Below are 17,706 nucleotides of genomic sequence, written 5' to 3' on the forward strand. Positions count from 1 at the left end.
GCCGGCATCAGGGTTTGCGGCCCACCGCGCAGAACTGGTCGATCTCCGGGGCGTCGTCCTCGGGCCGCCAGCGGGTGACCGGGACGACACCGGGCTCGACCAGTTCCAGGCCGTCGAAGAACTGTGCCAGCCGGGCCGGGCTGCGCAGATGGTAGGGCTGGGCGGCCGACTCGTTCCAGATCCGGGCCGCCTCGACGTTGGCCGGGGTGATGTCGGTGCCGTCGTAGACGGCCAGATGGCTGCCGGACGGGACGGCGGCCAGCGCCCGACGCACGATGGCCTGCGCGACGGCGTCGTCCTCGACGTGCCCGAGCACGCCCATGAACAGCACCGCCACCGGCCGGCTGAAGTCGAGAGCGCGGCCCGCCTCACGCAGCACCAGGTCCATGTCGTGCATGTCGGCGTCGATGTAGGTGATCGCGCCCTCGGAGGTCCCGGCCAGCAGGGTACGCGCGTGCGCCAGCACCATCGGGTCGTTGTCGACGTACACGACCCGGCTGGACGGCGCCACCGACTGCGCGACCTGATGGGTGTTGTTCGCCGCCGGCAGGCCGGTGCCGATGTCCAGGAACTGCCGGATCCCGGCCTCGCCGGCCAGGTACTTCACGGCCCGGATCAGGTAGGCGCGGCTGAGGCGGGCGTTTTCCGCCAGTTCCGGCCGGCTGGCGAGGATCTGCTCACCGACCGCCCGGTCGACGGCGAAATTGTCGGTGCCACCCAGCAGGTAGTTCCAGATCCGCGCGGTCTGCGGGACCGTCGAGTCGAGCGCGTCATCGTCCGGCACGATCACTCCTATGTGGATTGCGGCGGGGGTCGTAAGCGTAACCTTCACTTGCCCAGATCAGGACCGGACAGGCGGGGGAGCAGATGATCGTGGACGGTGCGGGGCCGTACCGGATCGGCTGGGCGGCGGTCAGCCGCCTGCCTGACCGGCCGGCGCGGGCGCTGTTCTACCTGATCGCCGAGATCGTCTGGCGACGGCAGCCCTCGGGGGTACGGCAGTTGCGCGCGAACCTAGCCCAGGTCACCGGCGCCGACCCGGACAGCGCCGAGGTCCGCCGGCTGGCGCGCCTGGGCGTGCACTCCTACCTGCGGTACTGGCGGGAGTTCTTCCAGCTGTCCGGCGCCCGACCGGCGGTGACCTTCGAAGGGCTGGACCGGCTGCCGGCGCCCGGTTCCGGCCGGGGCACGATCCTGGCGCTGCCGCACAGCGGGAACTGGGATCTCGCCGGGGCCGCGCTCGCCGAACTCGGGCATCCGATCACCACGGTCGGCCAGCGGTTACGTCCGGAGGCGCTGTACCAGCGGTTCGTCGCGGCCCGGGCCGCCGTCGGCATCGAGGTGCTGCCGGTGGACGAGCCGCGGCGCACGGTGCCCGCGCTGGGCCGGCGGCTGGCCGAGGGCGGTGTGGTCTGCCTGCTCGCCGACCGGGACATCACCGGAGGTGGGCTGCCGGTGCGGTTGCACGGCCGGGCCACGACGATGCCGCCCGGCCCGGCCCGGCTGGCGCTGTCCAGCGGTGCGGCCCTGATCCCGGTGAGTCTCTGGTACAGCGGCCGGGGCCTGTTCGTCCACATGCACGAGGAGATCGTCGCGCCACCGGCGGTGGAGGGCCGGCGGGTGCAGGCGGCGGCCATGACGCAGGCACTGGCCGACGTGTTCACCGACGCCATCCGCCGGCATCCGCAGGACTGGCACGTTCTGCAGCCGGTCTGGCCGCCGGCGGATGCTCCGTGACGCATGCGTCAGTCGTCGGTTGCGCCGGGGTCGGCTTTCACCTGCAGGTAGCGGCGGACCGAGCCGCCGCCGAGTTCGTGCACCTCCTGCGCCACCTGGGGTAGCTCGCGGACCAGGGAACGCAGGTAGGCCAGGATCTGCGTGGTGTCCACGCGCTGGTCGATCTGGTACCAGCGGCCGCCGTTGTCCTCGGCCCACCGGCGGTAGCCGGGCAGGTCGGGCGACGCGACGAAGCAGATCGCCTCCCGGATCGTGATCTGCTGCCCGACCTCGGCCTCGGTCAGATCCTCGGTCAGTGGCGGCTCGTCGGTCAGCACGACCAGGATCGGTACGGCGTAGGGGCGGAACGGTTTGCCGAGCGCCGCGGTCACCGCTTCCAGGGTGGACTCGCCGCGGTTGCTGCCACCGCTGAACCGGGGCATCGAACGGAGCTGCCGGACCGCGTCGTCGTAGCTGCGCACGAACGGCAGGTCCGCGACGACCTTGTCGCCGCTGACGGTCAGGTCACCGTACGGCACGGTGGTGATCTGCCAGTTGAGCTGCAGCTCGGCGAGCTCGCCGACGAAGTCGACCATGCAGGTGATCAGGCCGTTGATCTTGCCGGACATGGAGCCGGTGGTGTCGAAGACGAAACACACGTCGACCGCGCTGCGGCTCTCGTCGTCGGGATTGCTGTCGGGGCCGAAAACCCTTGGGCTCGGCGCGGGTGTTGCGGAACGGCGCCTGCGAAACCATGACCGCTTACCTGTGTCCATCTGCGGATCCTCAATCGGTCCTAGGTGGTGCACACTCGTCCGGTTGAATTTCGAGGCTAACGATCCGCCGCAAACTGCGATGATGAGCTATTTGACCGCGCCCTTGACGGCGTCGCCGATGAAGTTGCGGGCGAAGAGCACGAACATCACGACCAGCGGGAGTACGCCGATCAGGGCGCCCGCCATCAGCACCGAGTAGTCCTGTTTGAGGCCGACGTTGAGCTGGGAGAGCGCCACCTGGAGGGTGACCTTGTTCGGGTCGAGCAGGACGATCAGGGGCCAGACGTAGTCGTTCCAGGCGGCGATGAACGTGAAGATGCCGAGGAAGGCCAGGCCGGGCCGGATCACCGGCAGGATGACGCTGCGGTAGATCCGGAAGAAGCCGGCGCCGTCGAGTTTCGCGGCGTCGAGCATCTCGTCGGGCACCGCGCTGCTGATGTACTGCCGCATCCAGAAGATGCCGAAGGCGTTGGCCGCGGCCGGGACGACCAGTGCCTTGAGGGTGCCCACCCAGCCGAGCTCGGCCATGATCACGAACTGCGGGATCAGGGCCAGTTGGGTGGGCACCATGAACATCAGCAGGAGCAGGCCGAACAGCACCTTGCGGCCGGGGAAGTCGTACTTGGCGAAGGCGAACGCCGCGAGCGAGTCGAAGAACAGCACCAGGACGGTGGTGGCGATGGCGACCAGGACGGTGTTCACGATGGGCGCGATCAGGTCGACGCTCTGCAGCACCTTCTGTACGTTGTCGGCCAGGTGCGGACCGATCGTCAGCTTGGGTGGGTTGCGGAACACGTCCTGGGTGGTGTTCGTGGCCATGACCACGGTCCAGTAGAACGGGAACAGCGAGAGCAGTACCGCCACGCCCAGGCTGCCATGGAGCAGGATCTTGCGCACAGCGCCCCCTCAGTCGGCCCGGCGCTGGACGAGGCGCCAGTTCAGGATGGTGAACACCATGACGATGAGGAACACCGCCCACGCGATGGCGGCGCCGTATCCGTAGTCGTTCTGCCCGAACGCGGTCCGATAGAAGTAGAGGACCATGGTCAGGCCGGCCTGTCCGGGGCCGCCGGAGTTGGCGTTGACCGCCGAGTTGTTGCCGAACAGCACCTGCGGTTCGGTGAAGCTCTGCATGCCGGTGATGGTGGAGACCACCACGGTGAACAGGATGATCGGACGCAGCATCGGGACGGTGACGGAGAAGAACGCGCGGACCGGCCCGGCGCCGTCGATCTTCGCGGCCTCGTACAGCTCACTCGGGATGGATTGCATGCCGGCGAGGTAGATCAGCGCGTTGTAGCCGGTCCACTGCCAGGTCATCAGCATCGCGATCACGATCTTGATGGCCCAGGGATCGGTCAGCCACGGCACGCCGGGCAGGCCGATGCCCTGCAGGGTGATGTTGACCAGGCCGGAGTTGGTGGCGAACAGCGCGCCGAAGACGATGGCCACCGCGACGACCGAGGTGATGTTCGGGATGAACAGGGCCACCCGGTAGAAGCCGACGAGTCGTTTGGTGCTGTTCAGCAGGGCCGCCAGCACCAGGGCCAACAACAGCATCGGTACGGTGCTCAGCACCCAGATGATCAGGGTGTTGCGGACCGACAGCCAGAACGTCTGGTCCTCGATCAGGAACCGGAACTGGTCCAGTCCGACGTACTGCATCTCGCCGATGCCGTCCCAGCGGTGGAATGCCAGATACAGCGAGAACAGCGTCGGTCCGAGCAGGAACACCGTGAACAGCAGATAGAACGGTGAGATGGCCAGGTACTGCGGCCAGGCCGACCGCAGTGCCCGGGCGCGTGCGGTCACTTCACCCCCTGTCGCTCGCCGATCTGCTTGGCCTCTTTGATCGCGGCGGCCCACGCCTCGTCGGCGTTCTGTCCCTGCTCGACGTTGCCGAGCTGGTTGAAGTACGGGGCCGAGACCGCGGCGTCGGCGGCGGCCTCGTACGCGATCGGGATCTTCTGGGCGGCCGGGCCGAAGACGTCGATGGTCTTCTGGCCGCCGAAGAAGTCGTCGCCGGCGGTGAGTGCGGTCGAGGTGTAGGTGGCCGGGCTGGCCGGGAAGAGCGACGCGTCGGTGAAGTTCTTGGCGGCGTTGTCCGGGCTGAGGATCCACTTGACGATGTCGAACGCGAGCTGCGGATTCGCGGCCTGTTTGGTGATGGCCAGGAACGAGCCGCCGAAGTTGCCCGGCCCGCCGGGTGCGGCCGCGACCCGCCACTTGCCGGAGGTGTCGGCGGCGTTGTTGCGGATGTCGATGCCCGCCCACGCGGCGCCGATGATCGACGGCAGGGTGCCCTTGGTGATCCCGGCGGTCCAGTCGGCGGACCCGTCCTCGATCTTGGCCGAGATGCCCAGGGTGTGTGCCTTCACCGCGAGGTCCCAGGCGGCCTTCACGTGCGGCTGGTCGCCGATGAAGGTGTTGTTCTCGTCGATGAACCGCCTGGTGCCCTGTCCGATGACCAGGTTGAAGATGGCCCCCGCGTTGATCACCAGGAAGGTGCCCGGGGCCTTGGCCTTGGCCGCGACGGCCGCGTCGTAGAAGGCGTCCCAGCTGTTCAGCTTGGCGCTGACCTCGGCCGGGTCGGTGGGCAGCCCGGCCTTGGCGAAGACGTCCTCACGGTAGAACATGCCGGTCGGGCCGATGTCGATCGGGAAGCCGATGACCTTGCCGTCGGCGGTGGTGGCCTGCTTGACCTTCCACTCCAGGTATTGCGACGACAGGTCCTTGAACCCGTACTCGTTCAGGTCGGCGAACTGGTCGGCGTTGGCCCGGAAGTTGGCCATGTCCTCGCCCTTGATGCCGGTGATGGCCGGGACGAACTGCCGGGACGACAGGGTGGTGGTGAGTTTCTGCTTGAAGTCGCCGCCGACCTTGGTGGGTTCCAGGGTGGTCTGCGAGGCGAACTGGGTCTTGGCGGCGTCGACCACCTTGTCGCTGAGGCCGTCGCCCCAGTACCAGAGGGCGGTGGTCCCGGTGTCCGCCGAGCCGGTGGTGGCGGTGCTGGAGGTGCAGGCGGCGAGTCCGGGGACGGCCACGGCGGCGAGACCGGCGGTGCCGTACCGGAGGAAGTCGCGTCGGGAAAGGGCCATGGTGATTCCTTCCAAACAGAGGGGAGTGTCAGAGGGATTCCAGGAAGCTGTACTCGTGTCGAAGATCAAGGGGGGCGGTCTGCCACCAGTGCCGCAGCCGGGGCCGGTCCGGTGCCGAGTTGGCGCCGCCCGGGCCCTGCACGGACAGTGCGGCGCAGAGGTTCGCGAAGCGGAGCCGGTCGGCGAGTGGCCGTCCGGCGAGGGTGGCGGCGATCATCGCCGCGCCGAAGACGTCGCCGGCGCCGGTGGTGTCGACGGCGTCGACGGGCAGTCCGGGGACTTCGGCGACCTCGCCGGTGGTGGCGTCGATCGCGAGGGCGCCCCGGCTGCCGCGGGTGACCACGGCGAGGGGGACGAGTTCGGCGATCCGGGCCAGGGCCGCCTGCGGCGTCGAGGTTCGGGTGTAGGCCATCGCCTCGTGCTCGTTGGGCATGAAGGCGTGGCAGTGGTGCAGCAGGTCGAGCAGCTCTTCGGGCCAGCGGCCGGCCGGGTCCCAGCCGACGTCGGCGAAGACCAGCCCGCCGGCCGCGGCGACCGGGGCCGGCCACTGCGGTGGGTCCTGGCCGAGGTGGACCATCGCCGCGCGGCAGGCCGGCGGGTCGCCGATCATCTCGTTGAGGGTGATCGGTGCCGGTTGCTCGTGGGTGACCAGGGCGCGGTCTCCGTCGTAGGCCAGGGCCGCGGTCACCGGCATCGGCCAGCCGGGGAAGCGGCGTGAGCGGGACAGGTCGATGTCCTCGCCGGTGCTGAGGGTCTCCCAGCAGTAGTCGCCGTAGAAGTCGTCGCCGAATGCCGCGGCCAGTGTGGTGTGCAGCCCGAGGCGGCGGACCGCGACGGCGAGGTTGGCGATGCCGCCGGGTCCGGTGTCGAAGCCGGTCGCCCAGGTCTCGGTGCCCGATGCCGGCGCTTTCGGCAGGCCGCTGAAGACGACGTCCACGAACAGCAGTCCGGACAGGAACACATCGGTGACCGGAGTGGACGCGGGACCGGAGGCTTCCACGACGGCTCCTTTCCGGGGTGATGACCCGAGGTTTCGAGCTGATGTCTGCAAAGGTAAGCACGATCGTGGAGCAGCTGATCGTTTTTATCAATAGTCAATCAAAAGTGAGCATGGAAATGATCGAATCTGCTGTGTAGGCTCACGGCATGCTTCAGCAGCAACGACACGATCTGATCTTGCGAGGCCTCCGCGACGGCCCGCTGTCGGTGGTCACGCTCGCCGACCGGTTGGGTGCCAGCCAGGCCACGATCCGCCGTGACCTGCTGATGCTCGACAATCAGGGCCTGCTGCGCCGGGTGCACGGCGGCGCCGCCCTGGTGCAGGACGCCGACGATCCGTTCGCCGAGGTCGCCGCCGTGCGCACCGCGGAGAAGGAGGCCGTCGCGCAGCGCTGCGCCGAGCTGATCAGGGACGGCGAGACCGTGCTCCTGGACGTCGGCACCACCACCCACCAGGTGGCGAAACTGCTGCACGGCCGTTCGCTGACGGTCATCACCAGCAGCCTCGCCGTCCAGGAGGAGCTGGCCGACGACCCCACCGTGCAGCTGATCATGCTCGGCGGGGTGGTGCGCCGCGACTACCGCTGCGTGGTCGGCTTCCTCACCGAGGACAACCTGCGCCAGGTGCACGCCGACCGGCTCATCCTCGGCACCAGCGGCATCAAGCCGGACGGCCAGATCGTGGACACGACGGTGATCCAGGTCCCGATCAAACGCGCCATGATCGCGGCCAGTGACCAGGTGGTGCTGGTCGCCGACGCGGCCAAGTTCCCCGGTTCCGGCGTGGCGCGCATCTGCGGTCCGGACGATCTGAACGTCGTGGTCACCAACCACGACGCCGACCCGACGACGTGTGCCGCCCTGCGTGAGGCCGGCGTGGAGGTGCTCACCACATGAAACTGACGATCCTCGGCGGTGGTGGTTTCCGGGTTCCGCTGGTCTACCGGGCCCTGCTCGCCGACCACGAGCCCGGCCGGGTCACCCGGGTCACCCTGCACGACCTGGACGCCGGGCGGCTGGCCGCGATCGGCCGGGTGCTCGCCGAGCAGGCCGAGGGGGTGCCCGACGCCCCGGTCGTCGACACCACCACCGATCTCGACGACGCCATCCGCGACGCCGACTTCGTCTTCTCCGCGATCCGGGTGCACGGTCTCGAAGGCCGCGTCATCGACGAGCGGGTCGCGCTCGCCGAGGGGGTGCTCGGGCAGGAGACTGTCGGGGCCGGCGGTGTCGCGTACGGGCTGCGGACCCTGCCGGTCGCCCTGCACATAGCCGAGCGGATCGCCGCGGTCGCGCCGCAGGCGTGGGTCATCAACTTCACCAACCCGGCCGGCATGGTCACCGAGGCCATGTCCCGGCACCTCGGCGACCGGGTGATCGGCATCTGTGACTCCCCGTCCGGACTCGGCAAGCGGGTGGCGCGGGCGCTGGGCGCCGACCCGCGGACGGTCCGGCTGGACTACGCCGGGCTCAACCATCTCGGCTGGCTGCGGCGCGTGGAGGTGGACGGCGTCGACCGGCTTCCCGGGCTGCTGGCCGACGACACGGCGCTGCTCTCGCTGGAGGAGGGCAAGCTGTTCGGCGCCGACTGGATCCGCACGCTCGGCGCCATCCCGAACGAGTACCTGCACTACTACTACTTCGGCCGGGAGGGGGTGGCCGCCACCCGGGACGCCGCGCAGACCCGCGGATCGTTCCTGCTCGACCAGCAGAGCCGGTTCTACCGGACGGTGGCAGGCTGCGACACCGGCGCCCTGTCCGCCTGGCAGTCCACCCTGCTGGAGCGGGAGACCACCTACATGGCGGAGAACCGGCACGCGGCCGGTGCCGGAGACCGCGACGAGAGCGACCTGGAGTCCGGTGGCTACGAACAGATCGCGCTGGCACTGATGCGGGCGATCGCCCTGGACCAGCGGGCGAGCCTGATCCTGAACGTCCGTAACCAGGGCACCCTGCCCGGCCTCGACGAGGACGCGGTGATCGAGGTGCCCTGCACGGTCGGGGCCGGCGGGGCCCGAGCCGCCGTCGTGGACCCGTTGCCGGATCACGCGGCCGCACTGGTCGCCAGCGTGAAGGCGGTCGAGCGCGCGGTCATCGAGGCGGCCAACACCGGCAGCCGGCAGGCGGCGTTGCGGGCCTTCGCCGTGCACCCCCTGGTCGACTCGGTCGCGGTGGCCCGACGCCTGCTCGACGAATACCAGAACCAGCTGCCGCAACTCGGCTACCTGAGCTAGGAGTGGGTACATGCACGACGACCGGAAGCTGGTCGAACGTCGTCTCGACCGGGTGCTCCAGGAGCGGGTGCTGCCGGCCGCGTACCGCGAGCGGATCCCGCTGCGGCTGTCCGCCTGGCACGTGCCGGACGAGCCGGTCCCGGTGGCCGAGGCGCTGACCGCCGACTACCAGCCGTTCGCACTGGGCAGCCCGTGGGGTCGGCCGTGGTCGACGACCTGGTTCCGGGCCGAGGGCGAGATCCCGCAGAGCTGGGCCGGCCGGCGTGTCGAGGCGGTCTTCGACCTCGGCTTCGTCGGTGACTGGCCGGGCAATCAGGCCGAGGCACTGGTGTACGACGCGGCCGGGACACCGATCAAGGCGATCAACCCGCAGAACCAGTACGTCGTACCGCCGCCCGGGTCTTCGCAGGTGAATCTGCTGCTGGAGGCGGCGGCCAACCCGGACATCCTGGCCGACGGGTTCAAGCCGACGCCGCTCGGCGACAAGCTCACCGCCGGTGACCGGCCGCTGTACCGGTTCGCCGCCGCCGACCTGGCCGTCCTCGACGAGGCGGTCTGGCATCTGGGCCTGGACCTGAGCGTGTTGCGCGAGCTGATGCTCGAACTCGCCGTCACCGACCCGCGCCGCCACGAGATCCTGCGCGCGCTGGAGAAGGCCCTGGACCTGCTGGACGCCGAGCCGGTCGCGGTCGCCGCCCCGGCCGCGCGGGCCGCACTGGAACCGGTGCTGGCCCGCCCGGCGCACGCCAGCGCACACACCCTGTCCGCGGTCGGGCACGCGCACATCGACAGCGCCTGGCTGTGGCCGCTGCGCGAGACGATCCGCAAGACGTCACGCACCTTCGCCAACGTGACAGCGCTGGCCCAGGAGTACCCGGAGTTCATCTTCGCCTGCTCGCAGGCCCAGCAGTACGCCTGGGTCAAACAGCACTATCCGGCCGTCTACCAGCGGATCCGCGACGCGATCACGGCCGGGCAGTGGGTTCCGGTCGGCGGGCAGTGGGTGGAGGCCGACGGCAACCTGCCCGGCGGCGAGGCGCTGGCCCGGCAGCTCGTGCACGGCAAGCGGTTCTTCCTCGACGAGTTCGGGGTGGAGACCAAAGGCGTGTGGCTGCCCGACTCGTTCGGCTACAACGGTGCGTACCCGCAGCTGGCCCGGCTCGCCGGGATGGAGTGGTTCCTCACCCAGAAGCTGTCGTGGAACGAGTCGAACCCGCTGCCGCATCACACGTTCTGGTGGGAGGGCATCGACGGGACCCGGATCTTCACGCACTTCCCGCCGATCGACACCTACAACGCCGCGATGACCGGGGACGAGCTCGCCCACGCGGTCCGCAACTTCACCGACAAGGGCCGGGCCACCCGGTCGCTCGCCCCGTTCGGGCACGGTGACGGCGGTGGCGGCCCGACCCGCGAGATGATGGAACGCGCCCGCCGGTTCCGCGACCTCGAAGGCGCACCCCGGGTGGTGATCGAGCCGCCCGACGAGTTCTTCGCTCAGGCGCAGGCCGAGTATCCGGACGCCCCGGTCTGGTCCGGCGAGCTGTACCTGGAACTGCACCGCGCGACGTACACCAGCCAGGCCCGGACCAAAGCCGGCAACCGGCGCAGCGAGCACCTGCTGCGCGAGGCCGAGTTGTGGGCGGCGACCGCGGCGGTACGGACCGGGGCGGACTACCCGTACGAGGACCTGGATCGGCTGTGGAAGACCGTGCTGCTGCACCAGTTCCACGACATCCTGCCGGGCAGCTCGATCGCCTGGGTGCACCGTGAGGCCGAGGCGACCTACGCCCGGGTCGCCGGTGAACTCGACGCGCTGATCCACGCCGCGGCCGCGGCGATCGGCGGTGACCATGGCCGTCTGCTGCTCAACACCAGCCCCCGGCCACGCCGCGAGGTCGCGGTCATCGCCGACGGGCCCGCGCCGGAGCAGGCACAGCAGCTGTCCGGTGGCGGGTGGGCGGTCGCGGCCGACGTGGCGGCGTCGGCCGCGGCCACGCCCACCGCGGGCCTGTTCGCCGACACTCCGGTGACCGCCGAGCGTGACGCTGCCGGGTTCGTCCTGGATAACGGCCTGGTCCGGGTCGTGATCGACGAGGCCGGACTGATCCGCTCGGTCCGTGACGGCGGTACCGGGCGGGAGGCCCTGGCCGGCCCCGGCAACCTGCTACAGATCCACCCCGATCGGCCGAGCCAGTGGGACGCGTGGGACGTCGAACGCCACTACGCGCGGCAGTGGACCGACCTGGACAAGGCCGACGAGGTGACGCTCACCGACGCCGGTCCGCTGCTGGCCGCGGTCCGGGTGGTCCGCAGCCACGGCGAGTCCACCATCACCCAGACGATCCGGCTCACCGCCGGCAGCCGGCGCGTCGACATCGTCACCGACGCCGACTGGCATGAGCGGGAGAAGTTCCTGAAGGCGGCGTTCCCGTTCGACGTGCACGCGGACCGGGTGGCGGCGGAGATCCAATTCGGTCACGTCTACCGGCCCACCCACACCAACACCGGCTGGGACGCGGCCCGCTTCGAGGTCAGCGGGCACCGGTGGATCCACACCGGCGAACCCGGTTACGGGGTGGCGCTGCTGACCGATTCCACCTACGGCCACGATTCGCGCCGGGAGACCAGGATCAACGGCGGGACCACGACGACGGTACGGCTGAGCCTGCTCCGTGCCCCGCGCAGCCCCGACCCGGACGCCGACCAGGGCCGGCACACGTTCACGTACGCGATCGTGCCGGGCGCCGACATCACCACCGCCATCGCCGAGGCGTACGCGCTGAACCTGCCCTTGCGTGCCGTCAGCGGTGCGGCGGCGGTCGCGCCGCTGGTCGAGACCACCGGTGACGCGATCGTGGTGGAGGCGGTGAAACTGGCCGACGACGGCTCCGGTGACGTGGTGGTGCGCCTGTACGAGTCGCTCGGCGCCCGCGCCTCGGGCCGGCTGCGGACCGGGTTCGGGCTGGCCGCAGCGGTCCGGACCGACCTGCTCGAACGGCCCGTCGACGAACCCGTCACCCGCGACGGCGACGAGATCGTGCTCGGGCTGCGCGCGTTCGAGGTGCAGACCTTCCGGTTGCGCCGTGGCTGAGCGCATCTGGGACACCCCGGAGATCACCGGATGGCGGCGGGTCACCGCCCACGCGATCCGCCACGACCTGGACGGACCGGACCGGCGCCGGTCGCTCGACGGCACCTGGCGGTTCCAGCTGCTCGACCACCCGGAGCAGGCCGCCGGCGCGGACTGGACCGAGATCCGGGTGCCCGGCGCGTGGACCGTGCAGCCGGCCGGTGGCGCCGACCTGCCGCACTACACCAACGTGACGATGCCCTGGCCCGGGGCACCACTGCCGCCACCCGGGCACAACCCGACAGGCGTCTACGAACGCGACGTCGACGTGCCCGCCGCATGGGCCGGCCGCCGGATCGTGCTGCACGTCGGCGCGGCCGAGAGCGTGCTGCTCGCCCGGGTCAACGGCGTCGACGTGGGCTGGAGCAAGGACGCACACCTGGCCGCCGAATTCGACATCACCGCGGCGGTACGGCCGGGCGAGCCCAACACGGTCCGGCTGACCGTGGTCAAGTGGTCGGACGCGTCCGCGATCGAGGACCAGGACCAGTGGTGGCACGCCGGACTGACCCGTTCGGTGTTCCTCTACAGCACCGGCACCACGTATCTGGGTGACCTGCGGACCGTCGCCGCCCGGGACGGGAGTCTGCGGGTCGACGTGCGGGTGCTGAGTACCGGCCGGACGCTGCCCGTCGGCTGGCGGGTGAGCGTCACCCTCGACGGCCGGCCGGTGCCGCTGGACACCGCTCACGAGCAGCAGCAGATCGACGTGGACCGGGTGTCCGACTGGTGGGCCGAGCCACGGTTCTCGACCGTCGTGCCGGCGGTGGTGCCGTGGTCGGACGAGACGCCGTCGCTGTCGACGCTGGACGTCGTCCTGCACGACTTCGACGGGGCCGAGCTGGACCGTACCCGGATCCGGATCGGTTTTCGGGATGTCACGATCGTCGGGCGGGACCTGTTGGTCAACGGCGTGCGGGTGATGATCCGCGGCGTCAACCGGCACGACTTCGACCCCCGCACCGGGCGCACCGTCACCGCCGCGCAGATGCGGGCCGACCTGGTCCTGATGAAGCGGTACGGGTTCAACGCGATCCGCACCTCGCACTACCCGAACGACCCGGTGCTGCTCGACCTCGCCGACGAGTTGGGGCTGTACGTCGTCGACGAGGCGAACATCGAGGCGCACGATCACGCCCACGAGATCGCCGACGACGTCCGCTACCTGCCCGCGTTCGTCGACCGGGTGGCGCGGATGGTGTCCCGGGACCGCAACCACCCCAGTGTGATCATCTGGTCGCTGGGCAACGAGAGCGACTACGGGGCCAACCACGACGCGGCGGCCGGATGGCTGCGCCGCGCCGACCCGACCCGACCGTTGCAGTACGAAGGGGCGATCAAGGACGACTGGACCGGCGGCCTGGCCGGCAGTGACATCGTCTGCCCGATGTACCCGTCGCTGGCTCAGATCGTCGAGCACGCCCGCTCCGGTGATCAGAACCGGCCACTGATCATGTGCGAGTACTCGCACGCGATGGGCAACAGCAACGGCACCCTGGCCGACCACTGGGCCGCCATCGAATCCACCCCCGGTCTGCAGGGCGGGTTCATCTGGGAGTTCTGGGACCACGGGATCCTGCAGCGGCTCGCCGACGGCCGACCGGCCGGCCCGTCCGCGGGCGAGCACTGGCGCGACGGGGCGGCCGAACCCGGCTATCGGTGGGCGTACGGCGGAGACTTCGGCGACAGCCCCAACGACGGCACGTTCTGCGCCGACGGCCTGGTCTTCCCGGACCGGACCCCGAAACCGGCGATGGCCGAGCACCGGGAACTGGCCTCGCCGATCCGGCTGTCCGACGCCGGGGACGGCATGGTGCGGATCGTCAACCGCAGCGCCTTCCGCGATCTCGGCCGGCTGCAGGCGGCCTGGGAGCTGAACGGCGGGCTGCTGCCGATGACGCTGCCGGCCCTCGGCCCGGGACAGGCGACGCAGATCCCGGTCCCGTCCGCGCCCGGTACCCCGGACGGCGAACAGTGGCTGACCCTGCGCGTGAGCGTCGGACAGGAGCAGCCGTGGGCACCGGCCGGTACCGAGATCGCCCGCCCGCAGGTGCGGCTCCGGCCGGAGAAGCGGCCGCTGACAGCACGAGCCGGCGCGACCGGCGGCGGCACGCCGGCCGAGGTGGACGACGACGGACTGCTGATCCATCCGACGTTCGCCGTCGCGCCCCGCTTGAGTCTGTGGCGGGCCCCGACCGACAACGATCGGATCGGTGGGCAGGCCGCACGCTGGCTCCGGCTCGGTCTGGCCGATGCCGTGCGCCGGGTGACCGGGATCCAACGGGAAGCGGACCGGACGCTCGTCGACGCCGTTTACGAGACCACGGCCGGGCCGGTCCGGCACCACCTGACCGCTCGGCGGATCGGGCCGGTGATCCTGATCGGCGAAGAGGTGGTCCTTCCGGAAGGGCTCGACGACGTGCCCCGGGTCGGCACGGTCTTGCAGCTCAAAGCCGGATACGACGAGATGTCCTGGTTCGGTCACGGGCCTCGCGACACCTACCCCGATCGCCACGCCGGTGGTCCGGTGGGTGACTACACCTGCCGGATCGACGACGCGTTCACCCCCTATCTGCGCCCGCAGGAGAGCGGCGGCCGGCACGGGGTCCGGCGGCTGCGCCTGACCGGCCCGGACACCCCGCCGGTGGAACTGATCATGGACGAGCCCCGGCAGGTCAGCGTCACCCGCTTCACCGCCGCCGACCTGGACCGGGCGGCGCACCACGACGAGCTGACACCCCGCGCCGAAGCCGTGATCCACCTGGACGCCGCCCACCGTGGGCTCGGCACCGCCTCGTGCGGCCCCGACACCCTTGCGCGGTATCTGGTGCACGCGGGCACGTACCGCTGGGAGTGGACCGTCAGCGCCCCGGGGTGATCACCCGGGGCGGGGCGAGACGGCTACGGACCGCGTCGGCGTCGGCGTGTTCGAGGTCCTCCAGGATGGCCAGCGACTGTGCCCAGCAGTCGCGGGCGTCGTCGACCTCGGCCGCGGCGGCGTGCACGTCACCGAGGCGGGTCAGGGTGTCGGCTCGCTGGAATTCGTTCTCCAGCCGGACCCACATTTCGAGAGCCGCCCGGTAGCAGGTCGCGGCCTCGTCGAACCGGCCCGAACGCTGGTGGACCAGGCCGAGACTGTCCCAGGAGCCGGCGATGCCCTGCACGTCGCCGAGCTCCTGATGGATGGCCAGCGACTCCCGGCAGTGGGCGAGCGCCGGACCGAGGTCACCGAGCCGGGCCGTCGACCAGCCGATGTTGCCCAGTGCGATGGCCTGGCCACGGCGGTCGCCGCTGTCGCGATACAGGCGTAGGGCGAGAACCGACTCGTCGCGGGCCGCCGCGTCGTCGCCCCGCCGGTCGTACACCAGGCCGACACCGAAGCAGACCTGCGCCTGGTGGGAGCGGTCGCCGAGGGCCGCGAACGCGTCCCGGGACCGGTTCAGGTGGGTCAACGCCTCCTCGTCGCGGCCCAGCCACGAGTAGGCCATGCCCAGGCCGTGTTCGGCGTGTGCCTGCCCGATCCGGTCGCCGGTGCGGGTGGCCGCGTCCAGGCCGATCCGCTGGACCGTGGCGGCCTCCCGCCACAGCGCGTGTGCCTCCATGATCAGGCTCTGGCTCCAGGCGAGTCGCCACGCGTGGCCCTCGAAGCCGGTCGCCGCGGCCTGCGTGATCGCGGCCGACAGGACCCGCTGCTCGACGGCATACCAGGCGTTGGCGGCGGCCGGATCGGTGAACCTCCGCACCGGAACGTCCGGACCGGTCGGAGGCAGGTCGAGTTTCTGCCAGTCGCCGTACTGCACCCGCCCGCACGCCTGCACCGAGTGCAGCAGGTGGTCGAGAAGGCGCTGGTGGGCGTCGGTCTCGGGCTGTTCCCGGACGAGTTCACCGGCGTACGCGCGCAGCAGGTCGTGCATGGTGAACCGGTCGCCGGTGGTCTCGGTGATCAGGCTGGCCTCGGCGAGTTCGGCCAGCAGCCGGCGGGTCACGGCCGGGGTCGCACCGGTGAGCGCGGCGGCGTGGGCCGACCCCGCGTCCGGGCCGGGATGCAGACCGAGTAGCCGGAAGAGGCGGGCCGCCGGTTCGCTGAGCCGCCGGTAGGACCAGGACAGCACCGCGCGTACGTCGGTGTTGTCGTCGCCGCCGGCAAAGGCGGTCAGGTCGCCGCGGTGCTCGCGTAGTTCGGCGGCGAGGGAGCTCAGGGCCAGCCTGGGACGGGTGGCGGCCCGGGCCGCGACGATCACCAGCGGCAGCGGCAGGCCGGCGCAGCGGGTGATGATCTCGGTGACGGCGACCGGTTCCGCGTCGACCCGGGCCGCGCCCAGCCGGCGGGTCAGCAGCAGCCGCGCCTGGTCGGTGCTGAGCGCGTCCAGCGGGATCGGCAGCGCCCCCTCGGCGGCGATCAGCGGGGAGAGCAGGCTGCGGCTGGTGATCAGCACCAGGCAGCCGGGTGAGCCGGGCAGCAGTGGTCGGACCTGGGCGGCGTCGTGGGCGTTGTCCAGCACGACCAGCACTCGCCGACCGGCCACCAGGCTGCGATAGAGGGCGGCCTGCGCGGTGAACCCGGCCGGTACCGACGACGGCGGCACACCGAACGCGTCGAGGAACCCGCGCACCACCTGTTCCGGGTCGGCCGCGGTGGCGTCCGGGCCGAAGCCGCGCAGGTTCACGTAGAGCTGACCGTCGGGGAAACGCGCGGCGGCCCGCTGCGCCCAGTGGACGGTCAGGGTCGTCTTGCCGACGCCGCCGCTTCCGGAGACCGCCGCGATCACCATCGCGTCGTCCCCGGCATCGTCCCGGGCGGCGTCGAGAAGGCCCAGCTCATGGTCGCGGCCGGTGAACGCGGACACGGCCGCGGGCAGTTGCGCGGGCACCCGGCCGGTGCGCGGCGGTGCGGCGGGCGGGGCCGGTTCGGCGGGCGGGGCCGGTTCGGCGGGCGGGGCCAGCGTGGCGTCCTGGCGCAGGATCGCCGTCTCCAGCCCGCGGAGCGGCGGGCTCGGGTCGATGCCCAGTTCGCTGCGCAGCCGTTCACGTAGCCGCTGGTAGGCGCCGAGGGCGTCGGCCTGCCGCCCGGCCCGGTAGAGGGCCAGGATCAGCCGGCCGTGCAGCTGCTCGTCGAACGGGTGCACGGCGGCCAACTCGGCCAACTCGGGCAGCAGGGCGGCGTCGTGGCCGATCTCCTGTTCGGCCGCGGCCAGGTCGCGGCGGGTCCGCAGGCGCAGGTCGTCGAGTCGGCGGGCCTGGCCGTCGAGCCACGGCAGCCCGGCCACGTCGGCGAGCGACGCACCCCGCCACAGTGCCAGCGCGGCCCGCAGCCGTCCGGCTCGCGTCGCCGGGTCGACGGTGCCGGCGGCGTCGCGGATCAGCCGCTCGGCCACGGCCACGTCGGTCTCGGTCGTCTCGGCCGGCAGTAGGTAGCCGGGTGGCCGCGCCACGATCGCGGCCCGGTCGCCGAGTAGATGCCGCAGGTGGGAGACGTGTTGTTGCAACGAGTTCGCGACCGTGGACGGTGCACCGGCCGCCCACACGCTGTCCACCAGCCGCTCCAGCCCGACGACCTCACCGCGGCGCAGCGCCAGCACGGCGAGGACGGCCTTGCGGCGCAGCCCGGGAACCGGCCGGGGCAGGCCGTCGCGGACCACTTCGACGGGTCCGAGGAGATTGATCCGCATGAGTCCACTGTGGCATGTGCCGGACTCGTTGCCGGGCAGGCGTTCTGTCGGGTTCCTGCCGGTCGGGAATCGGCGGTCCGG

At 71.1% G+C, this 17,706-nt stretch carries 12 protein-coding genes; 5 read left to right on the top strand and 7 right to left on the bottom strand.

Features of this window, described 5'->3' with window-relative positions:
- Positions 1-7: 7 nt before the first annotated feature.
- Positions 8-784, bottom strand: coding sequence for an SAM-dependent methyltransferase (locus Q0Z83_RS11920; RefSeq protein ID WP_317793930.1), 777 nt, complete (start codon positions 782-784; stop codon positions 8-10).
- Positions 785-867: 83 nt separating this feature from the next.
- Between Q0Z83_RS11920 and Q0Z83_RS11925 the strand changes: the two genes are divergently transcribed.
- On the top strand, positions 868-1,737 hold the full coding sequence (locus Q0Z83_RS11925) for a phosphatidylinositol mannoside acyltransferase (RefSeq protein ID WP_317793931.1): 870 nt from the start codon (positions 868-870) through the stop codon (positions 1,735-1,737).
- 8 nt (positions 1,738-1,745) lie between these two features.
- Here Q0Z83_RS11925 and Q0Z83_RS11930 read toward each other — a convergent pair whose 3' ends face one another.
- The 5 genes from Q0Z83_RS11930 to Q0Z83_RS11950 all read right to left on the bottom strand — a co-directional run bounded on the left by Q0Z83_RS11930 (position 1,746) and on the right by Q0Z83_RS11950 (position 6,590).
- Positions 1,746-2,375 (bottom strand): vWA domain-containing protein, encoded by a 630-nt coding sequence (locus Q0Z83_RS11930; protein WP_317793932.1) that lies wholly within the window; start codon positions 2,373-2,375, stop codon positions 1,746-1,748.
- A gap of 204 nt (positions 2,376-2,579) precedes the next feature.
- Positions 2,580-3,389 (bottom strand): carbohydrate ABC transporter permease, encoded by an 810-nt coding sequence (locus Q0Z83_RS11935; RefSeq protein ID WP_317793933.1) that lies wholly within the window; start codon positions 3,387-3,389, stop codon positions 2,580-2,582.
- 9 nt (positions 3,390-3,398) lie between these two features.
- Positions 3,399-4,304, bottom strand: a complete 906-nt coding sequence (locus Q0Z83_RS11940; RefSeq protein WP_317793934.1) for a carbohydrate ABC transporter permease — start codon at positions 4,302-4,304, stop codon at positions 3,399-3,401.
- Positions 4,301-5,590 carry an ABC transporter substrate-binding protein gene (locus Q0Z83_RS11945; RefSeq protein ID WP_317793935.1) on the bottom strand — a complete coding sequence of 430 codons (1,290 nt, stop codon included), beginning with the start codon at positions 5,588-5,590 and terminating at the stop codon, positions 4,301-4,303. The genes Q0Z83_RS11940 and Q0Z83_RS11945 overlap by 4 nt, the downstream gene beginning before the upstream one ends.
- Positions 5,591-5,618: 28 nt before the next feature.
- A complete protein-coding gene (locus tag Q0Z83_RS11950; RefSeq protein ID WP_317793936.1) occupies positions 5,619-6,590 on the bottom strand; it encodes a carbohydrate kinase family protein in 972 nt (323 codons plus the stop codon).
- Positions 6,591-6,736: 146 nt separating this feature from the next.
- Here Q0Z83_RS11950 and Q0Z83_RS11955 point away from each other — a divergent pair, with 146 nt between their 5' ends.
- The 4 genes from Q0Z83_RS11955 to Q0Z83_RS11970 are packed head-to-tail and all read left to right on the top strand — an operon-like array spanning position 6,737 to position 14,834.
- Positions 6,737-7,486: a DeoR/GlpR family DNA-binding transcription regulator gene (locus Q0Z83_RS11955; RefSeq protein ID WP_317793937.1), complete on the top strand. Its 750-nt coding sequence runs from the start codon at positions 6,737-6,739 to the stop codon at positions 7,484-7,486.
- The gene (locus Q0Z83_RS11960) at positions 7,483-8,823 is read left to right on the top strand and encodes a 6-phospho-beta-glucosidase (protein ID WP_317793938.1); all 1,341 of its coding nucleotides are present in this window, start codon (positions 7,483-7,485) and stop codon (positions 8,821-8,823) included. The genes Q0Z83_RS11955 and Q0Z83_RS11960 overlap by 4 nt, the downstream gene beginning before the upstream one ends.
- A gap of 10 nt (positions 8,824-8,833) precedes the next feature.
- A complete protein-coding gene (locus Q0Z83_RS11965; RefSeq protein WP_317793939.1) occupies positions 8,834-11,917 on the top strand; it encodes an alpha-mannosidase in 3,084 nt (1,027 codons plus the stop codon).
- Complete coding sequence (locus Q0Z83_RS11970) at positions 11,910-14,834, top strand: glycoside hydrolase family 2 TIM barrel-domain containing protein (RefSeq protein ID WP_317793940.1); 2,925 nt, start codon at positions 11,910-11,912, stop codon at positions 14,832-14,834. The genes Q0Z83_RS11965 and Q0Z83_RS11970 overlap by 8 nt, the downstream gene beginning before the upstream one ends.
- On the opposite strand, the gene Q0Z83_RS11975 is transcribed toward Q0Z83_RS11970, so the two are convergent.
- Positions 14,818-17,625 carry an AfsR/SARP family transcriptional regulator gene (locus Q0Z83_RS11975; protein WP_317793941.1) on the bottom strand — a complete coding sequence of 936 codons (2,808 nt, stop codon included), beginning with the start codon at positions 17,623-17,625 and terminating at the stop codon, positions 14,818-14,820. The two genes, Q0Z83_RS11970 and Q0Z83_RS11975, sit on opposite strands and share 17 nt — an antisense overlap.
- Positions 17,626-17,706: the final 81 nt, after the last annotated feature.

Source organism: Actinoplanes sichuanensis (assembly GCF_033097365.1).
GTDB classification, from domain to species: domain Bacteria; phylum Actinomycetota; class Actinomycetes; order Mycobacteriales; family Micromonosporaceae; genus Actinoplanes; species Actinoplanes sichuanensis.